This is a genomic window from Streptomyces sp. NPDC016562 (genome assembly GCF_043076955.1).
Taxonomy (GTDB): Bacteria; Actinomycetota; Actinomycetes; order Streptomycetales; family Streptomycetaceae; genus Streptomyces.
Genome location: NZ_JBIBRZ010000005.1, coordinates 324,410 through 346,920 on the forward strand (window position 1 = coordinate 324,410; position 22,511 = coordinate 346,920).

A 22,511-nucleotide genomic window follows, 5' to 3' on the forward strand; every position below is an offset into this window, starting at 1 on the left:
GGTCCGGGGCCGTTCGCATGCCCTGGCTGTCAGCGGGGTTTGGTAAGAATGCTGATGTGAGCAGCGCGAATGATTCCCCGCCGGAGCAGCTCGCACTGATCCGGGAGATGGTCGCCGAGGCGAAGGCCAAGGTGCCCAAGGCGAAGCCGCGTACCTGGCGGGGGGCCGCCCTGGCCGCGGAGCTGCCGGTCGCCCGCGTCCTCGTCAACAAGGGCGTGCTCCACCTCGACCAGCTCTGGGACTACGCCGTCCCCGAGGAGCTCTCCGAGGCCGCGCAGCCGGGCGTCCGCGTCCGGGTCCGCTTCGGGGCCGGCTCCCACCAGGTGCACGGCGGCCGCCGCGAGGGCGGCGGCCTCATCGACGGCTTCATCGTGGAGCGCCGCGCCGAGTCCGACTACAACGGGGCCCTCGCCGCGCTCGCCCACGTGGTCTCGCCCGAGGTGGTGCTCGGCCCCGGCATGCTCGCCCTCGCCCGGGCCGTCGCCGACCGGTACGCCGGCAGCCTGGCCGACGTGCTCCAGCTCGCCCTGCCCGCGCGCAGCGCCCGCGCCGAGGCCAAACCCTCGCCGCCGCCGCTGCCCGCGCCGCCCGCGCCGGAGCCCGGCGGCTGGGAGCGGTACGGGGCCGGGCCGGCGTTCCTGCGGGCGCTGGCCACCGGCGGGACCCCGCGCGCTGTGTGGACCGCCCTGCCCGGTCCGGGCTGGGCCGACGAACTCGCCCGGGCCATGGCCGCCACCCTGGCCTCCGGGCGCGGGGCCCTCGCCGTCGTCCCCGACGGACGCAGCGCCGCCCGCGTGGACGCGGCCCTCACGGCCCTGCTCGGCGAGGGCCGGCACGCGCTGCTGACCGCCGAGTCCGGCCCCGAGAAGCGCTACCGCCAGTGGCTCTCCGTCAGCCGCGGATCGGTGCGGGCCGTCGTCGGCACCCGCGCCGCGATGTTCGCCCCCGTGCGCGACCTCGGGCTCGTCGCCATCTGGGACGACGGCGACTCCAGCCACAGCGACGACCACGCCCCCTTCCCGCACGTCCGCGAGGTGCTGGAGCTGCGCGCGGTCAGCGACGGCTGCGGCTTCCTGGCCGGCTCCACCAGCTGCACCGTCGAGGCCGCCCAGCTCGTCGAGTCCGGCTGGGCCCGGCCGCTGGTCGCCAGCCGCGAGACCGTACGGGCCTGCGCCCCCCGGATCCGGACCGTGGGCGACGAGCTGCTGGCGCGCGACGAGGCGGCCCGCGCCGCGCGACTGCCGAGCCTGGCCTGGGAGACCGTACGGGAAGGGCTGAAGACCGGGCCCGTGCTCGTCCAGGTGCCCCGGCGGGGCTACGTGCCCCGGCTGGCGTGCGAGCGGTGCCGGACCCCGGCCCGCTGCACGGTCTGCGCCGGGCCGCTGGAGGCCCCCGACGAACGGGAGCTGCACTGCGGCTGGTGCGGGCGCGGCGAGCCGTCGTGGCACTGCGAGGAGTGCGGGTCGTTCCGGCTGCGGGCCCAGGTCGTGGGCGCCCGGCGCACCGCCGAGGAGCTCGGGCGGGCCTTCCCGGCCGTGCCCGTGCGGACCTCGGGGCGCGACCACGTCCTGGACGAGGTGCCGGACCGGCCGGCGCTGGTGGTGTGCACGCCGGGGGCCGAGCCGGTGGCGGCGGGCGAGGGGTACGCGGCCGCGCTGCTGCTCGACGGCTGGGCGATGCTGAGCCGGCCCGATCTGCGGGCCGGAGAGGAGGCGCTGCGGCGGTGGATCGCCGCCGCGTCGCTGGTCCGTGGGACCGGGCAGGTCGTGGTGGTCGCCGAGCCGACGCTGCGGCCGGTGCAGGCGCTCGTGCGCTGGGACCCCGTGGGCCATGCCGTACGGGAACTGGCGGAGCGGGCCCAGCTGGGCTTCCCGCCGGTGTCCCGGATGGCGGCGGTGGCCGGGCGGGGCGAGGCCGTGGAGGCCTTCCTGGCGGGAGCCGGGCTCCCCCCGGACGCGGAGATCCTCGGGCCGGTGCCGATACCGGGGCGGCGGGGGGAGCGCTCGCCCGGGGAGCGGGCGCTGGTCCGCGTGCCGCCGGGCAGCGGGGCCGCGCTGGCGGCGGCGCTGAAGTCGGCGCAGGCGGCCCGGCTGGTGAAAGGGGTACCGGCGGCGGACGCGGTCCGGATCCGGATCGATCCGCCGGACATCGGCTGAGGCCTCCGGGCCCGGACCCGGCCCTCGAACGCCGGGGCGGGCTGGGATTCAGCCTCGTCGGCGTCCGAGGCGCGAGGTGGGGGGCGGAGCCCGGTTGCGGGCCACCCGGCGTGTGGCCGGCTGCGGCCGCCTGTGGCCGTCGGGGGTCGGCGTCCCGGCGGCGAGGGGCGTGCGGCCGGTCAGCCGTTGCGGGGGCTCGGGAACGCCGTGGAGCGGGACGCGCCCGCCGTGGCGGGCTGGGACTCCTCGCGCAGGGGCTGCGGCGGGACCGAGCGGGCGGCCGGGATGGTGGGGAGCGGACCCAGGGTGCGGGTGGTCGCGCCCTCGGCTAGCGGCTCCGCGGACTCGGCGGACTGCGCCCGGCGGGCACCGTAACGGCGGTGCACGGCCTGCTTGGTGACGCCGAGGGCCGAGCCGACCGCGTCCCACGAGAAGCCGAGCGAGCGGTCGAAGTCCACCGCGGCGGTGACCAGCGTCTCCACGCTGTCGCGCAGCTCCTGCGCGAGCCGGACGGTGGGCGCGGGGGCCCGGCCGTAGACGACGAAGCCCGTGGAGGGACCCGAGCGGCGCGGGCGGTACACATTGCCGAGCTGGGCGGTGAGCGTACGCAGAGCATCCACCTGGCGGCGAACCCGCTCGATGTCCCGCACCAGCAGGTGCAGGCTCGCCCGGGCTTGGGCGTCGTGGGTGGCGTGGTCGGCCATGAAGAAGCCTCTCGAACCGGTGCTGAAGGGCGGATCGGGCCGCGGAAACCGTGCGCGCGCGGCCCGTTTTGGTCAATCTCTCTTGACCAACGCGCCACCCGTCGCCCAGGTCACGCTGTGGGGGCGTGTCGGCATATGCGAGAGGCGCGCGCGTCCGTGTACGCCCCCTCCCCACCGCAGGTGGGCCGCCGGGCGCACGCCCCCATAGACTGGTGCGCTGCTGTCAGCCGAAAAAGCGAGGTAGGACCCAGTGAAGCTCGTCTTCGCAGGCACCCCCGAGGTCGCCGTGCCCGCCCTGGACGCCCTCATCGCCTCCGGGCGGCACGAGGTCGCCGCCGTCGTCACCCGGCCCGACGCCCCGGCCGGCCGGGGCCGCAGGCTCGTCGCCAGCCCGGTCGCCGAACGTGCCGAGGAGGCCGGCATCGAGGTCCTCAAGCCGGTCCGGCCGCGGGACCCCGACTTCCAGGCCCGCCTGCGCGAGATCGCCCCGGACTGCTGCCCGGTCGTCGCGTACGGCGCGCTGCTGCCCAAGAGCGCCCTGGAGATCCCGAAGCACGGCTGGGTCAACCTGCACTTCTCGCTGCTGCCGGCCTGGCGCGGAGCCGCGCCCGTGCAGCACTCGATCATGGCGGGGGACCAGGTCACCGGCGCCTCCACCTTCCTGATCGAGGAGGGCCTGGACTCCGGCCCGGTCTACGGGATCCTCACCGAGGAGATCCGCCCCACCGACACCAGCGGCGACCTGCTCACCCGGCTCGCCTTCGCCGGCTCCGGGCTGCTGGCCGCCACCATGGACGGCATCGAGGACGGCACGCTGCGCGCCGTCGAGCAGCCCCACGACGGGATCTCCCTCGCGCCCAAGATCACCGTCGAGGACGCGCGGGTCGACTGGAACGCCCCGGCGATGCGCGCCGACCGCGTGGTGCGCGGCTGCACGCCGGCGCCGGGGGCGTGGACCGTCTTCCGCGGCGAGCGGCTCAAGCTGATCTCGGTGGGCCTGGTGCCCGACCGCACCGACCTGGCGCCCGGCGTGCTGGCCCCGGCCAAGAACAACGTCTACGTCGGCACCGGCTCGCACGCCGTGGAACTGCTGTGGGTGCAGCCGCAGGGCAAGAAGCCGATGCGGGGCGCCGACTGGGCCCGCGGGGTGCGGATCGCTCCCGGCGAGCGGCTCGGCGGAGCCGACGTAGGCTGAATCCAGCCGCGCCGCGCGCTGCGGCGCGGGCGCAGCACCGTAGCGCCGCCCCCGCCCGGGACGGCCGGCCCCTCCTCCACGTCATCACCACCAGTACCTCGTAACCCCGGAGCACCTTTCACGTGAGCGAACAGCCCCGTCCCCGTCGCAACCCCGCAGGCAACCGGCAGGCCAAGCCCTACCGCCGGCCGCAGAAGGACCCCGTGCGGATGCTGGCCTTCGAGGTGCTGCGGGCGGTGGACGAGCGCGACGCGTACGCCAACCTCGTGCTGCCGCCGCTTCTGAAGAAGGCCCGGCAGGACGAGAGCTTCCAGGCGCGCGACGCGGCCCTCGCCACGGAGCTGGTCTACGGGACGCTGCGCAGGCAGGGCACGTACGACGCCGTGATCAAGGCGTGCATCGACCGGCCGCTGCGGGAGGTGGACCCGCCGGTGCTGGACGTGCTCTCGCTCGGAGCCCACCAGCTGCTCGGCACCCGGATCCCGACGCACGCCGCGGTGTCGGCGAGCGTGGAGCTGGCCCGGGTGGTGCTCGGCGACGGGCGCGCCAAGTTCGTCAACGCCGTCCTGCGCAAGATCGCCGCGCACGACCTCGACGGCTGGCTGGAGCGGGTCGCACCCCCCTACGAGGACGACGCCGAGGAACACCTCGCCGTCTACCACTCACACCCCAGGTGGGTCGTCAGCGCCCTGTGGGACGCGCTGGGCGGCGGGCGCGCCGGCATCGAGGACCTGCTGGAGGCCGACAACGAACGGCCCGAGGTGACGCTCGTCGCGCGCCCCGGGCGCTCCACGCCCGAGGAACTGCTGGAGGCGGTCGGCGAGGACTCCGCGCTCCCGGGCCGCTGGTCCCCGTACGCGGTCCGGATGGCCGAGGGCGGCGAACCGGGCGCGCTGGAGGCCGTACGGGAGGGTCGCGCCGGAGTCCAGGACGAAGGCAGCCAGCTGGTCGCGATGGCCCTCGCGGCGGCGCCGGTCGAGGGCCGCGACGAGCGCTGGCTCGACGGGTGCGCGGGTCCCGGCGGCAAGGCGGCGCTGCTCGCGGCGCTCGCGGCGCAGCGCGGGGCGTTCCTGCTGGCCTCGGAGAAGCAGCCGCACCGGGCGCGGCTCGTGGAACGGGCGCTCGTGGGCAACCCGGGCCCCTACCAGGTCATCGCGGCCGACGGCACCCGCGCGCCGTGGCTCCCGGGCTCCTTCGACCGCGTCCTGATGGACGTGCCCTGCACGGGCCTGGGCGCGCTGCGCCGCCGCCCCGAGGCCCGCTGGCGCCGCCGCCCGGAGGACCTGGAGGGCTTCGCCCCGCTCCAGCGCGGGCTGCTGCGGGAGGCGCTGTCGGCGGTGCGGGTGGGTGGCATCGTCGGCTACGCGACCTGCTCCCCGCACCTGGCGGAGACCCGGGTCGTCGTGGACGACGTCCTGAAGGGCCGCGGCGCGGGCGCCTCGCCGGTGTCCGCCGAACTGATCGACGCCCGCCCGTACATGCCGGGCGTACCCGGCCTGGGCGACGGCCCGGACGTCCAGCTGTGGCCGCACCTGCACGGAACGGACGCGATGTACCTGGCCCTGCTCCGGCGCACGGCGTAGCACCGGCCCTGGACTCCCCGACCTCAGGTGGTCTCGCCCTGCTTCCGCCCGCCGGGCAAGGTGCTGAACCGGCCGTCGGGGGTTCAGGGAGGATGAAGCGTTCTACGGGGTCGGGCAGGCGCTGCTGCGCCCGTCCCGACTTGCGGGGTCGTGGCCGGAACCGGCCGGGGGCATGGCAGGCTTGGGGCATGGCCGCGCAGATTTATCCCAGCATCCTGTCCGCCGACTTCGCCCGCCTCGCCGAGGAGGCCAAGGCCGTCGAGGGGGCCGACTGGCTGCATGTCGACGTCATGGACAACCACTTCGTCCCGAACCTCACCCTCGGCATGCCGATCGTGGAATCCCTCAGCAGGGCCACGGACATCCCGCTGGACCTCCACCTGATGATCGAGAACCCCGACCGGTGGGCCCCGCAGTACGTGGAGGCCGGCGCGGGTTCGGTCACCTTCCACGCCGAGGCCGCCGCCGCGCCCGTGCGCCTCGCGCGGGAGATCCGGGCCAAGGGTGCGCGCGCGTCCATGGCGCTGAAGCCCGCGACGCCGATCGAGCAGTACGAGGACATCCTCCCCGAGCTCGACATGCTGCTGATCATGACGGTCGAGCCCGGCTTCGGCGGCCAGGCCTTCCTCGACATCATGCTGCCCAAGATCCGCCGGACCCGGGAACTGATCTCCAAGCACGGTCTGGAGATCTGGCTCCAGGTCGACGGCGGCGTCTCGGCCTCGACCATCGAACGCTGCGCCGAGGCCGGCGCCGACGTGTTCGTGGCGGGCAGCGCGGTCTACGGGGCGGTCGATCCGGCCGCCGCCGTCCGCACGCTCCGTGAGCAGGCGGGCGCGGCCATCGCCGCCGCGCCGTGGGCTTGCGACCACTGAATCGAGCGCTGATGAACGGCTCGGTGAACGGTAGCCGTCCAGGCTGATCAACGGCCGTCGGATCTGACAGGATGAACGGCGAGTCGAGAGTGTGAACACGACAGTGTGAACAGCAGTGAGGAGAACGCGGTGTCTGCAATGTCGGCGGGACGGTCAGCCCTGCGGATGGGACCCGCGGAGCTGGTGCAGGCGGCGGCCATGGCGCGCCGCTTCTACCTGGAGGGGAAGTCCAAGATCCAGATCGCCGAGGAGTTCGGCGTGAGCCGCTTCAAGGTGGCCCGGGTCCTGGAGACCGCGCTCGAACGTGACCTCGTACGCATCGAGATCCGGGTCCCGGCCGAACTGGACGCGGAGCGCTCGGACGCGCTGCGCGCCCGGTACGGGCTGCGGCACGCCGTCGTCGTGGAGTCGCCCGCCGACGCCACCGAGGACGCGCCCGACCCCGAGAACCTGGGGGCGGTCGCCGCGGACCTGCTGGGCGAACTCGTCAACGAGGGCGACGTCCTGGGCCTGGCCTGGGGGCGGTCGACCATCCACATGGCCGCCTCCCTGCACAGACTGCCGCCCTGCACCGTCGTGCAACTGACCGGCGTGTACGACGCGGGGACCGCCGAGCGCGGCTCGGTCGAGGCCGTACGCAGGGCCGCCCAGGTCTCGGGCGGCGACGCGCACCCCATTTACGCGCCGATGCTGCTGCCCGATCCGGCGACCGCCGCCGCGCTGCGGAGCCAGACCGGGATCGCACGCGCCTTCGAGTACTTCGACAAGGTGACGGTCGCGGCCGTCTCCATCGGGTCGTGGGAGCCGGGCATCTCGACCGTCCACGACATGCTGACCGACGAGGAGCGGGCCCACTACGCCTCGCTCGGCGTCGCGGCCGAGATGTCCGCCCACCTCTTCGACTCCGAGGGCCGGCGGGTCGGCCGGGACCTCGGCGAGCGGTGCATCACCGTCGAGGCCGACCGGCTGCGGCGGATCCCCGAGGTCGTGGCGATCGCGGGCGGGCTGCGCAAGGCCTCCGCGATCGGTGCGGTGCTCCGGTCGGGGCTGGTGACCAGCCTGGTCACGGACACGGCCGTCGCCGACTACCTGCTGACCGAATCGGCGCCGGGGCTGCGGCCCGCGCTGGACCGGGCCGACCCGGACGACTAGCCCAGCCGCCTGGCGCAGTCCCGTACCCGCCGTTCTGACCGGGCGTGCGGGGTTCGGGCGTGCTCGTCCGCCGGTCCCGGTGCGGATGGTGCCGGAATTGAGATCCGAACGGCGGACCGCGAGGCGGCCCACTGGGCGCATACTGGTTCCAATGACAAAGTCCGCAGTACCTCGCCGCCATTTGCCGTCCAGCCCGTTCAAGGCTCCCGTGGAACAGCCCATCCGGCAGTTCTCCGTGGGTGACCGGGTTACTCACGATGAGCACGGCCTCGGCCGTGTCGTCGGAATCGAGGAGGGGATCGCTGTTCTCGTCGACTTCGGTTCGGTCCAGAAGCGCATCCTGAGTCCCTACACCAAGATGGCCGCGCTCTGAGGCCAGTGGGCGATTCGCGAGCGAATCGGATATTTGGCACGATCGGTGCATGATCTTTCGGAACGTGCCCCGATCGTTGCTGCGTTTACTGGGGCCCCTGTTCCTCTGCGTCGCGCTGGTCGGTGCGGCGGGCTGTGGCGGGACGGATCCCGCGCCTGCCGCCGCCAGTGCCGGTCCCGGTGTTAGTGCCAGTGTTAGCGCCAGTGGGCGTGTTCGGGCTGAGCCCAGTGCCGCCCCGGGGTGGGCGAAGGGGTTCGCGACCGTACGCGCCGATGCGCTGTCGCAGCAGGCCCGGGACGTGCTCGCGCTGATCGACAAGGGCGGGCCGTACCCCTACCGGCAGGACGGCACCGTCTTCGGGAACTTCGAGAAGGTCCTGCCGCGGCAGAAGCGCGGCTACTACCACGAGTTCACGGTGCGGACGCCCGGGGAGCGGGACCGTGGGGCCCGGCGGATCGTGACGGGTGAGGGTGGGGAGTTCTTCTACACGGACGACCACTACGAGACCTTCAAGGCGGTTCTCCGATGACCTTGGACCCGCAGCCGCTCGCGCCGGCGCTCGCCGCGGCGGAGGCCGCCGGCTGGACGACCCTACGGCTGGACCTGGACGGCGTACGCGACAAGGCCGGGCTGATGGCGCGCTGCGGGGATGCCTTGCGGCTGCCGGACTGGGTCGGGGGGAACTGGGACGCGTTGGCGGATGCGGTGCGGGATCTGTCGTGGCTGCCGGTCCCCGTCCCGGGGGGCGCGGAGGGTGGGGGTGCTGCCGGGCGGTTGGTGGTGGTGACCTCGTGGCGTCGGTTCGCCGAGGCGCGGCCGGGGGACTGGGAGATCCTGGTGGAGATCCTGGAGGAGGCCGTTGCTTTCTGGCGGGAGCGTGAGGGGGAGGACGGGGAGCCGGGGCTGGCGGTGCTGCTGGCCGAGGGCGAGGCCGATTCGGAGCCCGGGCCCGGTCCGGCTGCCGGGGCTCCGCCCCGGACCCCGCGCCTCAAACGCCGGCGAGGCTAGATGTGGCGGCGGGGCTGGGGGTTAGGTCCAGGGTGGGGTCTGGCCCCAGGACCAGTGGGGGATCGGGGCCGCGTCGAGTGGGGGTGGGGTGGGGCCCGAGTAGATCAGGGCCATGCGGGTGCCCCACTCGATGTAGTACGCGAACACGCCGCGGAACTCGGGGTCCGTCGGGAGGCCGACCTCGTCGGCCGTGTCCATGAGCAGGTCCACCCAGCGGCGGCGCTGCTGTTCGGTGATCGCGCGGCCCAGGTGCCTGGAGGCCATGTGCGCGTGGCCGCCGTGGTGGGCGGTGTAGTCCGCGGGGCCGCCGAAGACCTCCGAGAGCCAGACCGCGACGTGCTGCGGGTGCTCCGCGTCCATGCCGGCGAAGACCGGGGAGAGAATCTCGTCCCGCATGACATGGGCGTAGAAGGCGTCGGTGAGGCGCTTCATCGCTTCCGCGCCGCCCATCCACTCGTAGATCGTGGGTGTCGTGCTCATCGTTCTCCGGCGCCCTTTCCGGTGCCCGCGACGCCGGTCACCGTGTAGTGCTGCATCTCCTCGATCGCCGACACGTACGGCCGGATCGCGCTGAAGAAGGCCGGGAAGTGCTCGCCCTTGCGGAAGCCGCCCAGGTGGGCGTCGACCGAGGTCCAGCGGATGCGCAGGACGTAGCGCTCCCGCTCCTCCTCGCAGTGGGACAGTTCGTAGTCGATGCACTCGGGTGAGGCGGCCAGGGAGGCGGCCGCCCGGGCGTACGCGGCCTCGAAGGCCTCCTGGTCCGCTAACGCGATCCGGTAGCGGATGTACTCCACTGTCGTCTTCGGGGTCATTGTCTGGGTCCTCCCGGGGGTTCGGTGTCGGTGGCGCCCTGGACGTCCGGGCCCTGGGCGCGGATCCGGTGGACCTGGTCCAGGGAGTCGCGCAGGTCGGTCAGCCAGGTGTCGGTGTGCTGTCCCACGAGGCGGACGCACCAGGCCAGGGCGTCCGCCCGGCTGCGGGCGACGCCGCCCGCGACGAGGGTGTCGAGGACCTGGCGCTCGGACTGGCGCAGGCGGGTCATCACCGGGACGGCGAGGTGGGTGAAGAGCGTCGTCTCCTCACCCGCCCGCACGCCCCAGGCGACCTTGCGGCGGTAGAGGGCCTCTGCCTCGCGGGCCACCTCGATGCGCTGTTCGCGGGTGCGTTCGCGGAAGTCCTTGACGGACTCGGTCGCCGGGATGGTGCCGATCACGGTGATCTCCTCGCGGTCGGCCGTGACCGACAGCAGGGACTCGTAGACGTCCTCCGGCAGCCGCTCGGCGAACCACGCGCGGAGCTGTTCGCGTTGCTCGGCTGTAATCATGTAATCAACGTTGCATCCGGTGGGCCCTTGATCACAAGGTCTGGGGACCGAGGTCCCGTAGGAAAGAACCAGGCGGCCCGGTATGTCCTGGACGATCGGCCCGGGCTGTGTAAACCCCAGGTCGTGGGAGAATGAAGTACGTGCGTTTCCTCGGCTGATCCGGTCGAGGCCATAGACGGATCCTTCGATCGACTGGGATGTTCAGCACGTGCGTTTCCTCAATGACCTGAAGCCGCCGTACGACCTGACGTACGACGATGTGTTCATGGTGCCGAGCCGCTCCGCGGTCGGTTCCCGCCAGGCCGTCGACCTCGCCTCGCCCGACGGCACCGGCACCACCATTCCTCTGGTCGTGGCGAACATGACCGCCATCGCGGGCCGCCGGATGGCCGAGACCGTCGCCCGCCGCGGTGGCCTCGTCGTCATCCCGCAGGACATCCCGATCGAGGTCGTCACCGACGTCATCTCCTGGGTGAAGACCCGCCACCTCGTGCTCGACACGCCGATCACGCTGGCGCCCACCCAGACGGTCGCCGACGCGCTGTCCCTGCTGTTCAAGCGGGCGCACGGCGCGGGCGTCGTCGTCGACGACGCGGGCCGCCCGGTCGGCGTCGTCACCGAGCACGACCTGACCGGTGTCGACCGCTTCACCCAGCTCTCCGAGGTCATGTCGAAGGAGCTGCTGCTCATCGACGCCGACATCGACCCCCGCGAGGCCTTCAACCGGCTCGACGCCGGTCACCGCAAGCTGGCCCCGGCCGTCGACCGGGACGGCAAGCTCGTCGGCATCCTCACCCGTAAGGCCGCCCTGCGCGCGACCCTCTACACCCCCGCCACCGACGCCAACGGCAAGCTGCGCATCGCGGCGGCCGTCGGCATCAACGGCGACTTCGTGCAGAAGGCCAAGCAGCTGCTCGACGCGGGCGTGGACACGCTCGTCATCGACACGGCGCACGGCCACCAGGAATCGATGATCAACGCGATCAAGGCCGTCCGCGCGCTGGACCCGCAGGTCCCGATCGTGGCGGGCAACATCGTCGCCGCCGAGGGCGTCAAGGACCTCATCGACGCCGGCGCCGACATCATCAAGGTCGGTGTGGGCCCCGGCGCCATGTGCACCACCCGCATGATGACCGGCGTGGGCCGCCCGCAGTTCTCCGCGGTGCTGGAGTGCGCGGCCGAGGCGAAGAAGTACGGGAAGCACGTGTGGGCCGACGGCGGCGTCCGTCACCCGCGCGACGTGGCGATGGCGCTGGCCGCCGGCGCCTCCAACGTCATGATCGGCTCCTGGTTCGCCGGTACGTACGAGTCCCCGGGCGACCTCCAGCAGTCCGCCGAGGGCCGCCTCTACAAGGAGTCCTTCGGCATGGCCTCCGCCCGCGCGGTCCAGAACCGCACGAGCGAGGAGTCGGCCTACGACCGCGCCCGCAAGGGTCTGTTCGAGGAGGGCATCTCCACCTCGCGGATGTTCCTCGACCCGTCCCGCCCGGGCGTCGAGGACCTGATCGACTCGATCATCGCGGGCGTGCGCTCCTCCTGCACCTACGCCGGTGCCGGCTCCCTGGCGGAGTTCGAGGAGAAGGCCGTCGTCGGCATCCAGTCCGCGGCCGGTTACGCCGAGGGCAAGCCGCTGCACGCCAGCTGGAGCTAGGCCCAGGTCCAGGCCGGGGGCCCGCCCCCCGGGCCGCTGCGTCTCGAACGCCGGCGAGGTCGGATGTCCCGGCCCCGCCGGCGTTCTCGCATGCGCCGCCGGACCTGCCGGACCCGCCTCCACAGGCCCGCGCTGCCCCCCGCTCAGGGGCCGGGGGGAGGCTGCCCGGAGGGTGAACTATGTACGCCCGCACGGTATTTGGGGATCCGCAGGGTCACCTTCATGCCGGCGCCGACGCCCGTCTCCATCACCGGCCCGTACTCGTCCCCGTACACCTGCCGGATCCGCTCGTCGACATTGGGCAGCCCGATGCCGGAGGAGGAGCCCGCGCGTTCCCCGGCCAGTATCCGGCGCAGCAGGGCGGGATCCATTCCGACCCCGTTGTCCTCCACGGTGATCACCGCCTCCGAGCCCGCGTCCTGCGCCGTGATGGTGATCCGGCACTCCTCGGTGGAGTCCTCCAGGCCGTGTTTGACGGCGTTCTCCACCAGGGGCTGCAGGCACAGGAACGGCAGCGCCACCGGCAGCACCTCCGGAGCGACCTGCAAGGTCACCTTCAGCCGGTCCCCGAAACGGGCCCCGGCCAGTGCCAGGTACTGCTGGATCGAGCGCAGCTCGTCGGCGAGCGTGGTGAAGTCCCCGTGCCGCCGGAAGGAGTACCGGGTGAAGTCCGCGAACTCCAGCAGCAGTTCCCGGGCCCGCTCCGGATCGGTCCGCACGAACGAGGCGATCGCGGCCAGGGAGTTGAAGATGAAGTGCGGGGATATCTGCGCCCGTAGGGCCCTGATCTCCGCCTCCATCAGCCGGGTCCGCGAGCGGTCCAGCTCGGAGAGCTCCAGCTGTACGGACACCCACCGGGCCACCTCCGTCGCGGCCCGCACCAGCACCGCCGACTCCCGCGACCCGAACGCGACCAGCGCGCCCAGCATCCCGTCCTCGCCGGTCAGCGGCGCCACCACCGCCCACTTCAGCGGACAGTCGGGCCGCTGGCACTCGGTCCGCACGCTCTGACTGCGCCCCGACGCCAGCATCATCGCCACCCGGGCCATCGCCCCCCGCTGGTGGTGGTCGGCGCCCGGGCCGTCCCACGCCAGCACTGACCTGCGGTCGGTCAGGCACAGCGCCTCCGTCCCCAGCAGCGACCGCAGCCGCCGGGCGGCCTTGCGGGCGGCGTCCTCGGTCAGCCCGGCGCGCAGCGGAGGCGCGGCCAGCGAAGCCGTGTGCAGGGTGTGGAAGGTGGCCCGCTCCACCGGGGTCCCCAGGTCCAGCCCGGCCGCCCGTTCACCGCGCCGGGCGTGCCACAGGCCCGCCGCCCAGCCCGCGCCCAGCAGGAGGGGGCACGCCGCGGCCAGTACCGCCAGCACGGCCGGGTCCACCGCGCTCACCGGAGGCCTCCCACCCGGTCCCCGGCCACGTTCTCCGGGAGGTGCAGCCGGGCCAGCGTGGCCGCGGTCCCGGCGGGGATCCGCGACCGCGTGGCCAGGGACACCGCCACCATCGTCAGGAACCCGAGCGGCACCGACCACACCGCCGGCCACGCCAGCAAGGTGTGCGTCCAGCCCGCCGGGGGCAGCCCGGCCCGGGTCGCCAGCACCGCGCTCAGCGCCGCCCCGCCGCCCGTGACCAGCCCGGCCACCGCCCCGGGCGGGGTCAGCCCGCGCCACCAGATGCCCAGGACCAGCAACGGGCAGAACGACGAGGCCGACACCGCGAAGGCCAGCCCCACCGCGTCCGCCACCGGCACGGCCGTGACCGCCACGCTGCCGCCGAGCGGCACCAGGATCGCCACCAGCGCCGCCGTACGGAAACTGCGCACCCCGCGCGCCCGCAGCACGTCCTGGTGCAGCACCCCGGCCACCGCCATCGTCAGCCCGGAAGCCGTCGACAGGAACGCCGCGAAGGCGCCCGCCGCCAGCAGCGCCCCCAGCAGATCACCGAGCAGCCCGCCGAGGAGCCGCTCGGGCAGCACCAGCACCGCGGCGTCCGCGTCGCCGGTGAGGGCGAGCTCGGGCGTGTAGATCCGCCCCAGGGCCCCGTACACGGGCGGAAGCAGGTAGAAGACGCCGACCAGGGCGAGCACGACCAGCGTCGTGCGCCGCGCGGCCCGCCCGTTGGGGCTGGTGTAGAAGCGCACCGCGACGTGCGGCAGGCCCATCGTGCCGAGGAAGGTGGCGAGGATCAGCCCGTACGTCGCGTACAGGCGGTGCTCCGGGCGGTCGCCCGACAACGGCTCCGACCAGCTGGACACGCCGAGCCCCGCCTCCCGCCGGGGCTCGGGGACGGGGGTGCCCGCGGCGAACTCCAGCCGCGCGTGGGCCCGTACGGCATGCTGCCCGGCGGCCAGGGTCACCGGCACCGACGCGTAGCCGCGCCCGTCCACCTGCCCGGTCACCGTCACCGTGAGCGGCTCCTCCACCTGGAGCCGCACGTCCTGCGCCAGCGTCACCGAGGTGCGCTCCCGGAAGACGGCCGGGGCGTCGAAGCCGGCCCGCGGCGCGCCGTCCCCCGCCCAGGCCGCGAGCAGGAAGAAGGCCGGGACCAGCAGTGCGGTGAGCTTGAGCCAGTACTGGAAGGCCTGCACGAAGGTGATGCTGCGCATCCCGCCCGCGGCCACCGCCGCGCTCACCACCAGGGCCACGACCAGCCCGCCGGCCCAGTGCGGGGCCCCGGTGAGGATCTCCAGCGTGAGCCCCGCGCCCTGCAACTGCGGCAGCAGGTACAGCCAGCCGACCCCGATCACGAACAGGACGGCGATCCGGCGCACCGCCTGGGACTCCAGCCGGGCCTCGGCGAAGTCGGGCAGGGTGTAGGCGCCGGAGCGGCGCAGCGGGGCCGCCACCAGCACGAGCAGCACCACGTATCCGGCGGTGTAGCCCACCGGGTACCAGAGCATCTCGGGTCCCTGGAGCAGGACCAGCCCGGCCACCCCGAGGAAGGACGCGGCGGAGAGGTACTCCCCGCTGATGGCCGCCGCGTTCAGGCGGGGCCCCACCGTGCGCGAGGCCACGTAGAAGTCGGAGGTGGTCCGGGATATCCGCAGCCCCAGCGCTCCGACCAGCATCGTGACCAGGACGACGACGGCGACCGCGGTCAGCGCGTACGTCTGGTTCACCGGTCGGTCCTTCGGAGGAGGGCAGGGGCGACCGGAGTCTATGCATGAGCGCTGACCGGGCAACAGGCTCGATTCGGACCCCGGGGGTCCGGGTGGGTCAGGTCACCGGGTCGCGGCGCTCCGCGCAGTCGCGCAGGGCGATCTCCAGCTCCACGTACGACTCCTCCGCGCGCCGGAAGGCCAGCGTCAGGGCCGCCTCCGCGCGCGGCGGCAGCTGCTCGCGGACGCCCTCGCGGGCCTCGTACAGGACGTCCGCCCAGCGGGCGGCCGCGCTGCGCAGCCGGGCCAGCAACGCCTCGGCCTCGACGGGGCCGGCGGGCGCGGCACGCGGCAGGCCGCTCAGGGCGTCGACCAGCGCCTGGATCTCGGACATCGCGCTCCTCCCGCGCCGGAAGATCCACGATAGGCGGCGGCGGGGGCGCGGGCCGCCGTGCACGGCCCCGGTGCGGCCGACGGCTCCGGCGGATCGCCGTACGCCCCGCGCGGCACGACGAACGGCGCCCGGGCGCGCCGGACGGTCGGAGCTGGGACCTGAGGGAGCTGACGACCCGAAGGGTCTTCGTCTCAGCCCGTGGCCTGACGCATCAGCAGGTCCCGCAGCTCCCGCGCGTGCCTGCGGCTGACCGGGAGCTCCGCCGCCCCCACCCGGACCGTGGTGGTGCCGGCGTCCATCCGCAGCTCGTCGATCCGGGACAGCGCCACCAGATGGCGGCGGTGGATCCGTACGAACCCGCGCGCGGCCCAGCGTTCCTCCAGCGTGGACACGGGGATGCGGACCAGATGGCTGCCCTCGTCGGTGTGCAGGCGGGCGTAGTCGCCCTGCGCCTCGACGTAGGTGATGTCGGCGATCGCCACGAAGCGGGTCACCCCGCCCAGTTCGACGGCGATCTGGTCCGGGACCCGGTCGGCGACGGCGCCGGCCGGGCGCCGCGGCGCCGTCGTGGCGAGCGGGCCCGCCGCGCCCGTGGCCGGGGGCTCCTCGGCCCGGTCCAGCTGGACGCAGGCCCGCCGGACCGCCTCGGCCAGCCGCTCCGGACGCACGGGCTTGAGCACGTAGTCCACGGCCTTCAGGTCGAAGGCCTGTACGGCGAAACCCTCGTGGGCGGTCACGAACACGATCAGCGGCGGCCGCGCGAACCCGGCCAGCAGCCGGGCGATGTCCAGCCCGGTCAGCCCGGCCATGTGGATGTCGAGGAAGACCACGTCGATGCCGTCGGAGCCGTCCGGGCCCGACTCCAGAGCCCGGGTGATCCGGCGCAGGGCCTCCGTGGCGTCCGAGGCCCCCTCCGCGCTGCGCACCCGGGGGTCCGAGCGCAGCAGGTAGAGGAGTTCCTCCAGGAGCGGCTTCTCGTCGTCGACGGCCAGTACGCGCAGCATGCGCCCGAGTCTAGATATCCCTTACCCCGGGCGGTACGGGCAGCACGGGCGCGGCCCCCGCCCCGGGGGAGGTAGGGCAGGGGCCGCGCGGCCGTGGTGGGGGGCGGGAGGGGCGGGTCGGGAGGGCGGGGGTGGCTACTGGACGGTGATGAGCTTGCCGTCGGGGGCGACGGCGTACCAGGTGCCGCCCACGCCCTGGCCGTTGACGTCACCGGGCTTCTTGTCGCCGGTGAAGGTGTAGACGGGCCAGCAGTCGACGGTCTGCTGCTTCTTGCCGTCCGGGCGGTCCAGGACCAGGTAGTTGCGCTCGGTGATGCCCTTGGCGTCGGCCTTGTCCACCGGGGGGACGACCGGCCACTTGGCCAGGCAGTCCCCGACGCACTTGGAGACCATCGGCCACGCGGTGTCCGGCTTGAACCGGTAGACGGTCATGCCCGCGCCGTCGACGATGTGCTCACCCAGCTTGGGGTCCTTCGCCACGGACAGCGCCGCACCCGCCCCGGCCGCACCACCCGGGGCCGCACCACCCGGGGCCGCACCGCCCGGGGCCGCACCACCGGGGGCCGCACCGCCCGGAGCAGTACCGCCGGCGGCCGCGGCCGGCTTCGCCGCCTTCTTGCCGTCCGGCGCGAACGCGAACCACACCCCGCCGACGCCCTGACCGTTGAAGTCGCCCGCCTTGGCGTCCTTGGCGAAGCGGTACGCGGGCCAGCCGGCCACCGTCAGCTGCTTCGTGCCGTCACCGCGCACCACCTCGCCCAGCAGCGCCGGGTCCATGCCCGCCGTCGCGGTGACGTCGCCCGCGGCGACCACCGGCCAGGTCCGCGCGCAGTCCCCCTCGCAGGTCGACTTCGACGGCTGGGCCGTGTCCTTGTCGAAGCGGTAGAGGGTCAGACCGGCGCTGTCGGTGAGGACCTGGCCGAGCTGCTCACTGGCGGCGACCGCCAGCTGCCCCGCGGGCTCGCCCGCCGCCGGTCCGCCGTCGGCGGCCGCCGGGGCCTGGGAGGCGGCTGCGGCCGGTGTGGTCGTGTAGCCGGTCTTGCCGTCCGACGAGCCGCAGGCCGTCGCCGCGAGGACGACGGTGATCGCGGCCGCGGCAAGGGTGGTCCCGCGCTTGATGCCCATCTTGATCTCTCCCACGTGTGGTGTCCCGTCGCACCCGCCGTCCTGGCGGCGCCGACTCTGCCCAGGACACGCCGCGAGGGGAGACACCTGTTCACATGGGACGGTGTGGGCTGTTTCACTCAGTCCGCATCGAACCCGGCCCGCCGCAGAGCCGTGGCCACAGCGAGGCCGAGGACCCGGTGTCCCTCGTCGTTGGGGTGCAGCCCGTCCGCGAGGTGCTCGGGAGCGAGCAGGTCCCTGCCCGGGAGGAGGGCCAGCCGGTCGTCCCCGGCGGCGATCCGCTCCCGGACGGCCCGCTCCATCGCGTCGCGCAGGGCGCCCAGGGTGGCACCGAGCTTGTTCGGCGCGCGCTCGGCGTCGGGCCGCAGGACGGGGGAGAGCAGCAGGAGGGGTGTCCGCGGGTGCCCCTGCCGCACCAGTTCGAGGAACGCGCGCGTGGTCTCGTACAGCAGGGGCGCCGAAAAGGGCACCCGGGACCAGCAGTTGGTGCCGAAGGCGAGGGTGAGGACGTCGGCGGGCAGGCCCGCGAGCTGTTCGGCCGTGGCGAGTTCGCCGCGCGCGGCGCCCGCGTAGCCGAGGTTGACGGTGTCCCAGCCGAGCGCGCGGCCGGTGACCGCGGGCCAGCCGTGCGCGGGGCGGGTGGACCACCAGCCCTCGGTGATGGAGTCGCCGTGCACGACCCACCGCGGGGCGGGCGGCGCCGGTGTGAGGGTGCCGCCGATCCCGCGCACCGCGAGGACCAGCGGGGACTGGGTCTCGGGCAGGTGGAGGGTGAACGGGCCGTGGCCGCCGCCCAGGCCGATCCGCACCACGGCCTCGGCGGCCGGGTCGGTGAGCACCTCGGTGACCAGCCCGTGCCGGTCCCACAGCGCGAAGGCGTGGGCGAGGTCGCGCAGGGCGTCGGTGGGGCCGGGCACGGCCGCCCGGTAGCGGACCTCCACGGCCCGCGCGGTCTCGGTGGTGAACTCCAGGCGGACCCCGATGGGCAGCGTGGAGCGCTCGCCGGTGTCCCAGGGCAGCCGCATGGTGTCCGCCGGGTCGGCCCGCACCGGGCGCCCCTCGTGCAGCCAGGCGACCCCGCGCAGGAAGGGCAGCGGATCCTGCCACCGTGCGCCGGTGCCGCCCTCGGTGCCGCCCTCGGTGCCGCCCTCGGTGCCGCCTTCGGTGGTGTCGGTGCCCTCGGCGCCGTCCGTGCTGTCGGCCCTCACTCTTCGCCTCCGCTCGTCGGATACGGGAACGTCACGCCGACGCCCGTCGTCGATCACCCGCGTCTGCCCCGTCACGCACGCGGGCAGCGTTTCACCTGTCCGGATCCCTCACGGCACGCTGCGGCAGTTCTGACGCTCTGTCAAGAACGATGGTTTTCGGCGGTCTGCGCAGCGATCGATCATCCGTACGCAACAAAGGACCATCTAGGACAGATCCGCGCAACGATCGTGCGCCAATGTGCAAGGATGGTGCATTACGGGCGGTATCACTCAGCTCGTAGGCTCACTCGCTGTACGTGGAGTGGCGCGGATCGCCTGCTCGGCGGTCCGCCATGCTCAGGCCCTTCCTTCGTCGGGCCCTGTCCTGCTCCGGACCGTCGCGGTCGACGCCTCATCCCCGACCTCCCCGATCCGCAGTGACAAGGAGTCCCCTCGTGCTCGACCACGGCCAGGCGCCGCCGCTCGCTTCCGAGTCCCCCCGGCCCCTCAACCCGCTGCTGCGCCGCAAGCCGGTGGAGCAGCTGGTGTCCGAGGGCGGCCAGGGTGAGGGCGGGGCGCTCAAGCGCTCGCTCACCATGTGGCAGCTGACCATGATCAGCATCGGCGCGACCCTGGGCACCGGCATCTTCGTCGTCCTCGGCGAGGCCACCCCGATCGCCGGCCCGGCCGTCTGGATCGCCTTCATCCTCGCGGGCCTGACCGCCCTGTTCTCGGCGCTCTCCTACGCCGAGCTGGCGGGCTCGATCCCCGTCTCGGGCTCCTCGTACTCGTACGCCTACGCCACCATGGGCGAGCTCATAGCCTGGGTCTGCGGCTGGTGCCTGGTCCTGGAGTACGGCGTCTCGGTCGCGGCGGTCGCAGTCGGCTGGGGCCAGTACCTCAACGAGCTGCTCGACGGCACGCTCGGCATCACCATCCCCGAGGGCTTCTCCGCCCCGCTGGGCGAGGGCGGCTACATCAACATGCCCGCCCTGGTCGTCGTGCTGCTCTGCATGGTCTTCCTGCTGCGCGGGACGAAGGAGAGCGCGCGGATCAACTCGATCATGGTCGCGGTCAAGATCGTCACGCTGGTGCTCTTCATCGTCATCGGCTTCATGGGCATCAAGGCCGGCAACTACACCCCGCTGGCCCCGCTCGGCGTCACCGCCATCGGTACGGCCGCCTCGATGCTGTTCTTCTCGTACATCGGTTTCGACGCCGCCTCCACCGCCGGTGAGGAAGCCAAGAACCCGAAGAGGGACCTGCCCCGCGCGATCATGCTCTCGCTGCTGATCGTCACCGCGCTGTACTGCCTGGTCGCCGTCGTCGCCGTCGGCGCCATGCCGTGGCAGGACTTCGAGGGCAGCGAGGCCGCCCTGGCCCAGATCATGGAGAACGTCACCGGGAACGCCTTCTGGAGCGTCGTCCTCGCCGCCGGCGCGGTCGTCGCCATCGCCAGCGTCGTCTTCGCCGTGCTCTACGGCCAGACCCGCATCCTGTTCGCGATGGCCCGTGACGGTCTGATGCCGAAGGCCTTCGCCAAGGTCGACGAGAAGACCGGCACGCCGAAGGCCAACACGATCATCGTCTGCCTCTTCTGCGGTCTGCTCGCCGCGTTCATCCCGCTGGGTGAACTGGCCAACGCCACCAGCATCGGCACGCTCTTCGCCTTCGGCCTGGTCAACGTGGCCGTCGTCATCCTGCGCTACACCCGCCCGGAGATGAACCGCACCTTCAAGGTCGCCCTCTTCCCGGTCACCCCGATCGTGGGCTTCATCCTCTGCGCGTACCTGATGCTGACGCTGCCGGGAATCACCTGGCTGGTCTTCGGTGGCTGGATGGCGGTCGGGCTCGTGATCTACTTCTTCTACGGCATGCGCCGCTCCAGCCTGGCCACTGTGGCCGCCGTGACCGACCCGGTCGCGGAGGCCGCTGAACAGAAGTGATCCACCCCCCGTGCGACTGAACGATCTCGACGAACGCATCGTGCACGCCCTCGCCGAGGACGCCCGCCGCTCCTACGCGGACATCGGCTCCGAGGTCGGGCTCTCCGCCCCCGCCGTGAAGCGGCGCGTGGACCGGCTGCGCGCCGAAGGCGCCATCACCGGCTTCACCGTGCGCGTGGATCCCGCGGCCATGGGCTGGGAGACCGAGGGTTTCATCGAGATCTACTGTCGGCACAACACCTCGCCGGACGACATCCGGCGAGGACTGGAGCGCTACCCCGAGGTGGTGTCCGCGTCGACCGTCACCGGCGACGCGGACGCCCTCGTCCAGATCTTCGCCTCGGACATGCGGCACTTCGAGCGGGTCCTGGAGCGCATCGCGGGCGAGCCCTTCGTGGAACGCACCAAGTCGGTCCTCGTGCTCTCCCCGCTGCTCCGCCGCTTCACCTCGGGAGCCCCGGCCTAGTCCTGCCGGGGAGGGCCGGCTCAGCCGCCGGTCCGGGCCGCGACGCGCGCCGGGGCGAGGAGCTCCTGGCGCTCCTCCTCCGTCAGGCCGCCCCAGACGCCGAAGCGCTCGCGGGTGCGCAGCGCGTGCTCCAGGCAGGCCGCCCGGACCGGGCAGCCCGCGCACACCCGCTTGGCGGCGGCGTCCCGCTCCTTGCGGTCCTCGCTGCGCTCGCCGGCGGGATGGAAGAACCGGCCGGACCCCAGGTTCCGGCAGGCCGCCCGGGACTGCCACTGCCAGAAGTGGTGCGCGGCGCCGGGCAGATGGGAGACGTCGGTCATGGCAGTTCCTTTCCGTGGGTTGCACCGCGTCTGACCGCTGGACGTCCCGTGAAACCCCATCACGGCCGACGGTCTCGTGATGCGGACCACCCTTCGGCCCGCGAGACTCCTGCCGAGGCCGGACGCGCCCGCCTTCTTGACGGCCCCCGACCCCGCCAGGAGACTGCGGTGGACGCGTACGGGACAGGACGGGGGCGAGGCACCGGTGAATCCGGCGTGGACGGCGGACGCAGCCGCCGTGACCCCCCAGCCCCTATGGAGCCCCCAGCCCCTACGGAGCCCCCGGCCCACCCCCACCCCACGGCGCTGGTGGCTCACCCGGCGCCTGCACATCGACCTCCTGCGCGTGTGCAGCGCCTTCGGCCGCCGCGGCTGACTCCTCGCACCGACGATTGCCCCCGACGGGCGCGCACCGCGCCGCCCGGGGGCACCGCCCTGCCCAGGCCCCTCCGCGCCGCCCCAGGAGAGTCATGTCGCACACCGTCCTGCCCCGCACCGGCCCGGCCCCCGCCCCGCGCGGCCGCATCGGGGCCGGGTTCTCCCCGGTCCCGCACCGCTACCACCTCTACCTCCGCGCCGGCTGTCCGCGCTCCCTGCGCGTGCGCGCCGCCCTCGCCCTGCTGGGCCTGGAGGACTCCGTCCGCGCCACCCTCCTCGACGCGGACGCCGCAGCGGACGGGTACGGCGCCCTGCGCCGGGCCTACGAGGCCGCCGGCCACCACTTCGACGGCACGCTGACCGTCCCGGCGCTCGTCGACACCTGGAGCGGCCGCGTGGTCTCCGATCACACCCCCGACATCCTCGACGACCTGCGATTCCTGGGCGCCCACCCGGCCTTCCGCACGGCTTCCCAGGAGGGGCCCCGAGGGGCCGCGGAGGGCCCGTAGCGGTCCCCGCGCAACGAATCACCGTCCCCGCCGCAGAACACGCAACGAATCGATGCGCGCAGCGCAACGG

Annotated in this window: 23 protein-coding genes; 12 read left to right on the forward strand and 11 right to left on the reverse strand. The window is 73.6% G+C overall.

All coding sequences use genetic code 11. The annotated features are described in order from the left end of the window. The first annotated feature begins 17 nt into the window (after nt 1–17). Nucleotides 18–2,156: a primosomal protein N' gene (locus tag ACF059_RS23220; RefSeq protein ID WP_392060140.1), complete on the forward strand. Its 2,139-nt coding sequence runs from the start codon at nt 18–20 to the stop codon at nt 2,154–2,156. Nucleotides 2,157–2,335: 179 nt separating this feature from the next. Here ACF059_RS23220 and ACF059_RS23225 read toward each other — a convergent pair whose 3' ends face one another. After that, nucleotides 2,336–2,860, reverse strand: coding sequence for a hypothetical protein (locus tag ACF059_RS23225; RefSeq protein ID WP_360887186.1), 525 nt, complete (start codon nt 2,858–2,860; stop codon nt 2,336–2,338). Nucleotides 2,861–3,110: 250 nt separating this feature from the next. On the opposite strand from ACF059_RS23225, the gene fmt reads away from it, so the two are divergent. From fmt to ACF059_RS23260, 7 genes are all read left to right on the forward strand, one after another. Beyond that, nucleotides 3,111–4,055 (forward strand): methionyl-tRNA formyltransferase, encoded by a 945-nt coding sequence (gene fmt / locus ACF059_RS23230; RefSeq protein WP_392060143.1) that lies wholly within the window; start codon nt 3,111–3,113, stop codon nt 4,053–4,055. A gap of 122 nt (nt 4,056–4,177) precedes the next feature. Next, on the forward strand, nt 4,178–5,638 hold the full coding sequence (locus ACF059_RS23235) for an RsmB/NOP family class I SAM-dependent RNA methyltransferase (protein WP_392060146.1): 1,461 nt from the start codon (nt 4,178–4,180) through the stop codon (nt 5,636–5,638). A gap of 188 nt (nt 5,639–5,826) precedes the next feature. Then, nucleotides 5,827–6,513 (forward strand): ribulose-phosphate 3-epimerase, encoded by a 687-nt coding sequence (gene rpe / locus ACF059_RS23240; protein WP_360887175.1) that lies wholly within the window; start codon nt 5,827–5,829, stop codon nt 6,511–6,513. A gap of 105 nt (nt 6,514–6,618) precedes the next feature. Beyond that, complete coding sequence (locus ACF059_RS23245) at nt 6,619–7,665, forward strand: sugar-binding transcriptional regulator (protein WP_078950459.1); 1,047 nt, start codon at nt 6,619–6,621, stop codon at nt 7,663–7,665. Nucleotides 7,666–7,816: 151 nt separating this feature from the next. Next, nucleotides 7,817–8,038, forward strand: coding sequence for a CarD family transcriptional regulator (locus ACF059_RS23250; protein WP_189740325.1), 222 nt, complete (start codon nt 7,817–7,819; stop codon nt 8,036–8,038). 298 nt (nt 8,039–8,336) lie between these two features. Continuing rightward, nucleotides 8,337–8,567 (forward strand): ribonuclease domain-containing protein, encoded by a 231-nt coding sequence (locus tag ACF059_RS23255; protein ID WP_392060150.1) that lies wholly within the window; start codon nt 8,337–8,339, stop codon nt 8,565–8,567. Continuing rightward, on the forward strand, nt 8,564–9,046 hold the full coding sequence (locus ACF059_RS23260) for a barstar family protein (RefSeq protein WP_392060153.1): 483 nt from the start codon (nt 8,564–8,566) through the stop codon (nt 9,044–9,046). Before ACF059_RS23255 ends, ACF059_RS23260 begins: the two co-directional genes overlap by 4 nt. A gap of 21 nt (nt 9,047–9,067) precedes the next feature. Here the strand turns inward: ACF059_RS23260 and ACF059_RS23265 are convergent, their stop codons facing one another. From ACF059_RS23265 to ACF059_RS23275, 3 genes are read right to left on the reverse strand one after another with little or no spacing between them, the layout of a single operon-like run. Continuing rightward, nucleotides 9,068–9,526 (reverse strand): group II truncated hemoglobin, encoded by a 459-nt coding sequence (locus ACF059_RS23265; RefSeq protein ID WP_392060156.1) that lies wholly within the window; start codon nt 9,524–9,526, stop codon nt 9,068–9,070. Beyond that, nucleotides 9,523–9,858 (reverse strand): putative quinol monooxygenase, encoded by a 336-nt coding sequence (locus ACF059_RS23270; protein ID WP_392060158.1) that lies wholly within the window; start codon nt 9,856–9,858, stop codon nt 9,523–9,525. The genes ACF059_RS23265 and ACF059_RS23270 overlap by 4 nt, the downstream gene beginning before the upstream one ends. Further along, on the reverse strand, nt 9,855–10,370 hold the full coding sequence (locus ACF059_RS23275) for a hypothetical protein (protein WP_392060161.1): 516 nt from the start codon (nt 10,368–10,370) through the stop codon (nt 9,855–9,857). Before ACF059_RS23275 ends, ACF059_RS23270 begins: the two co-directional genes overlap by 4 nt. A gap of 208 nt (nt 10,371–10,578) precedes the next feature. Between ACF059_RS23275 and ACF059_RS23280 the strand changes: the two genes are divergently transcribed. Further along, nucleotides 10,579–12,021 (forward strand): GuaB1 family IMP dehydrogenase-related protein, encoded by a 1,443-nt coding sequence (locus ACF059_RS23280; protein ID WP_366866744.1) that lies wholly within the window; start codon nt 10,579–10,581, stop codon nt 12,019–12,021. 143 nt (nt 12,022–12,164) lie between these two features. Here the strand turns inward: ACF059_RS23280 and ACF059_RS23285 are convergent, their stop codons facing one another. The 6 genes from ACF059_RS23285 to ACF059_RS23310 form a co-directional block, all read right to left on the reverse strand. Continuing rightward, a complete protein-coding gene (locus ACF059_RS23285; protein ID WP_392060354.1) occupies nt 12,165–13,397 on the reverse strand; it encodes a sensor histidine kinase in 1,233 nt (410 codons plus the stop codon). A gap of 5 nt (nt 13,398–13,402) precedes the next feature. Next, a complete protein-coding gene (locus tag ACF059_RS23290; RefSeq protein ID WP_392060164.1) occupies nt 13,403–15,133 on the reverse strand; it encodes a cation acetate symporter in 1,731 nt (576 codons plus the stop codon). Nucleotides 15,134–15,230: 97 nt separating this feature from the next. Next, complete coding sequence (locus ACF059_RS23295; RefSeq protein ID WP_392060166.1) at nt 15,231–15,506, reverse strand: hypothetical protein; 276 nt, start codon at nt 15,504–15,506, stop codon at nt 15,231–15,233. Between the two features lie 191 nt (nt 15,507–15,697). Continuing rightward, nucleotides 15,698–16,510, reverse strand: coding sequence for a LytR/AlgR family response regulator transcription factor (locus ACF059_RS23300; RefSeq protein WP_392060169.1), 813 nt, complete (start codon nt 16,508–16,510; stop codon nt 15,698–15,700). 135 nt (nt 16,511–16,645) lie between these two features. After that, a complete protein-coding gene (locus ACF059_RS23305; RefSeq protein WP_392060357.1) occupies nt 16,646–17,635 on the reverse strand; it encodes an SCO0930 family lipoprotein in 990 nt (329 codons plus the stop codon). A gap of 119 nt (nt 17,636–17,754) precedes the next feature. Beyond that, nucleotides 17,755–18,729: a GDSL-type esterase/lipase family protein gene (locus ACF059_RS23310; RefSeq protein ID WP_392060361.1), complete on the reverse strand. Its 975-nt coding sequence runs from the start codon at nt 18,727–18,729 to the stop codon at nt 17,755–17,757. A 548-nt stretch (nt 18,730–19,277) separates the two neighbouring features. On the opposite strand from ACF059_RS23310, the gene ACF059_RS23315 reads away from it, so the two are divergent. Together ACF059_RS23315 and ACF059_RS23320 are read left to right on the forward strand one after the other, a co-directional pair. Next, nucleotides 19,278–20,768, forward strand: coding sequence for an amino acid permease (locus tag ACF059_RS23315; protein ID WP_392060172.1), 1,491 nt, complete (start codon nt 19,278–19,280; stop codon nt 20,766–20,768). 10 nt (nt 20,769–20,778) lie between these two features. Beyond that, nucleotides 20,779–21,234, forward strand: a complete 456-nt coding sequence (locus ACF059_RS23320) for an Lrp/AsnC family transcriptional regulator (protein ID WP_030027017.1) — start codon at nt 20,779–20,781, stop codon at nt 21,232–21,234. A gap of 20 nt (nt 21,235–21,254) precedes the next feature. Here ACF059_RS23320 and ACF059_RS23325 read toward each other — a convergent pair whose 3' ends face one another. Beyond that, the gene (locus ACF059_RS23325; RefSeq protein WP_361953600.1) at nt 21,255–21,554 is read right to left on the reverse strand and encodes a WhiB family transcriptional regulator; all 300 of its coding nucleotides are present in this window, start codon (nt 21,552–21,554) and stop codon (nt 21,255–21,257) included. 470 nt (nt 21,555–22,024) lie between these two features. Between ACF059_RS23325 and ACF059_RS23330 the strand changes: the two genes are divergently transcribed. After that, nucleotides 22,025–22,441 carry a hypothetical protein gene (locus ACF059_RS23330; protein WP_392060177.1) on the forward strand — a complete coding sequence of 139 codons (417 nt, stop codon included), beginning with the start codon at nt 22,025–22,027 and terminating at the stop codon, nt 22,439–22,441. Nucleotides 22,442–22,511: the final 70 nt, after the last annotated feature.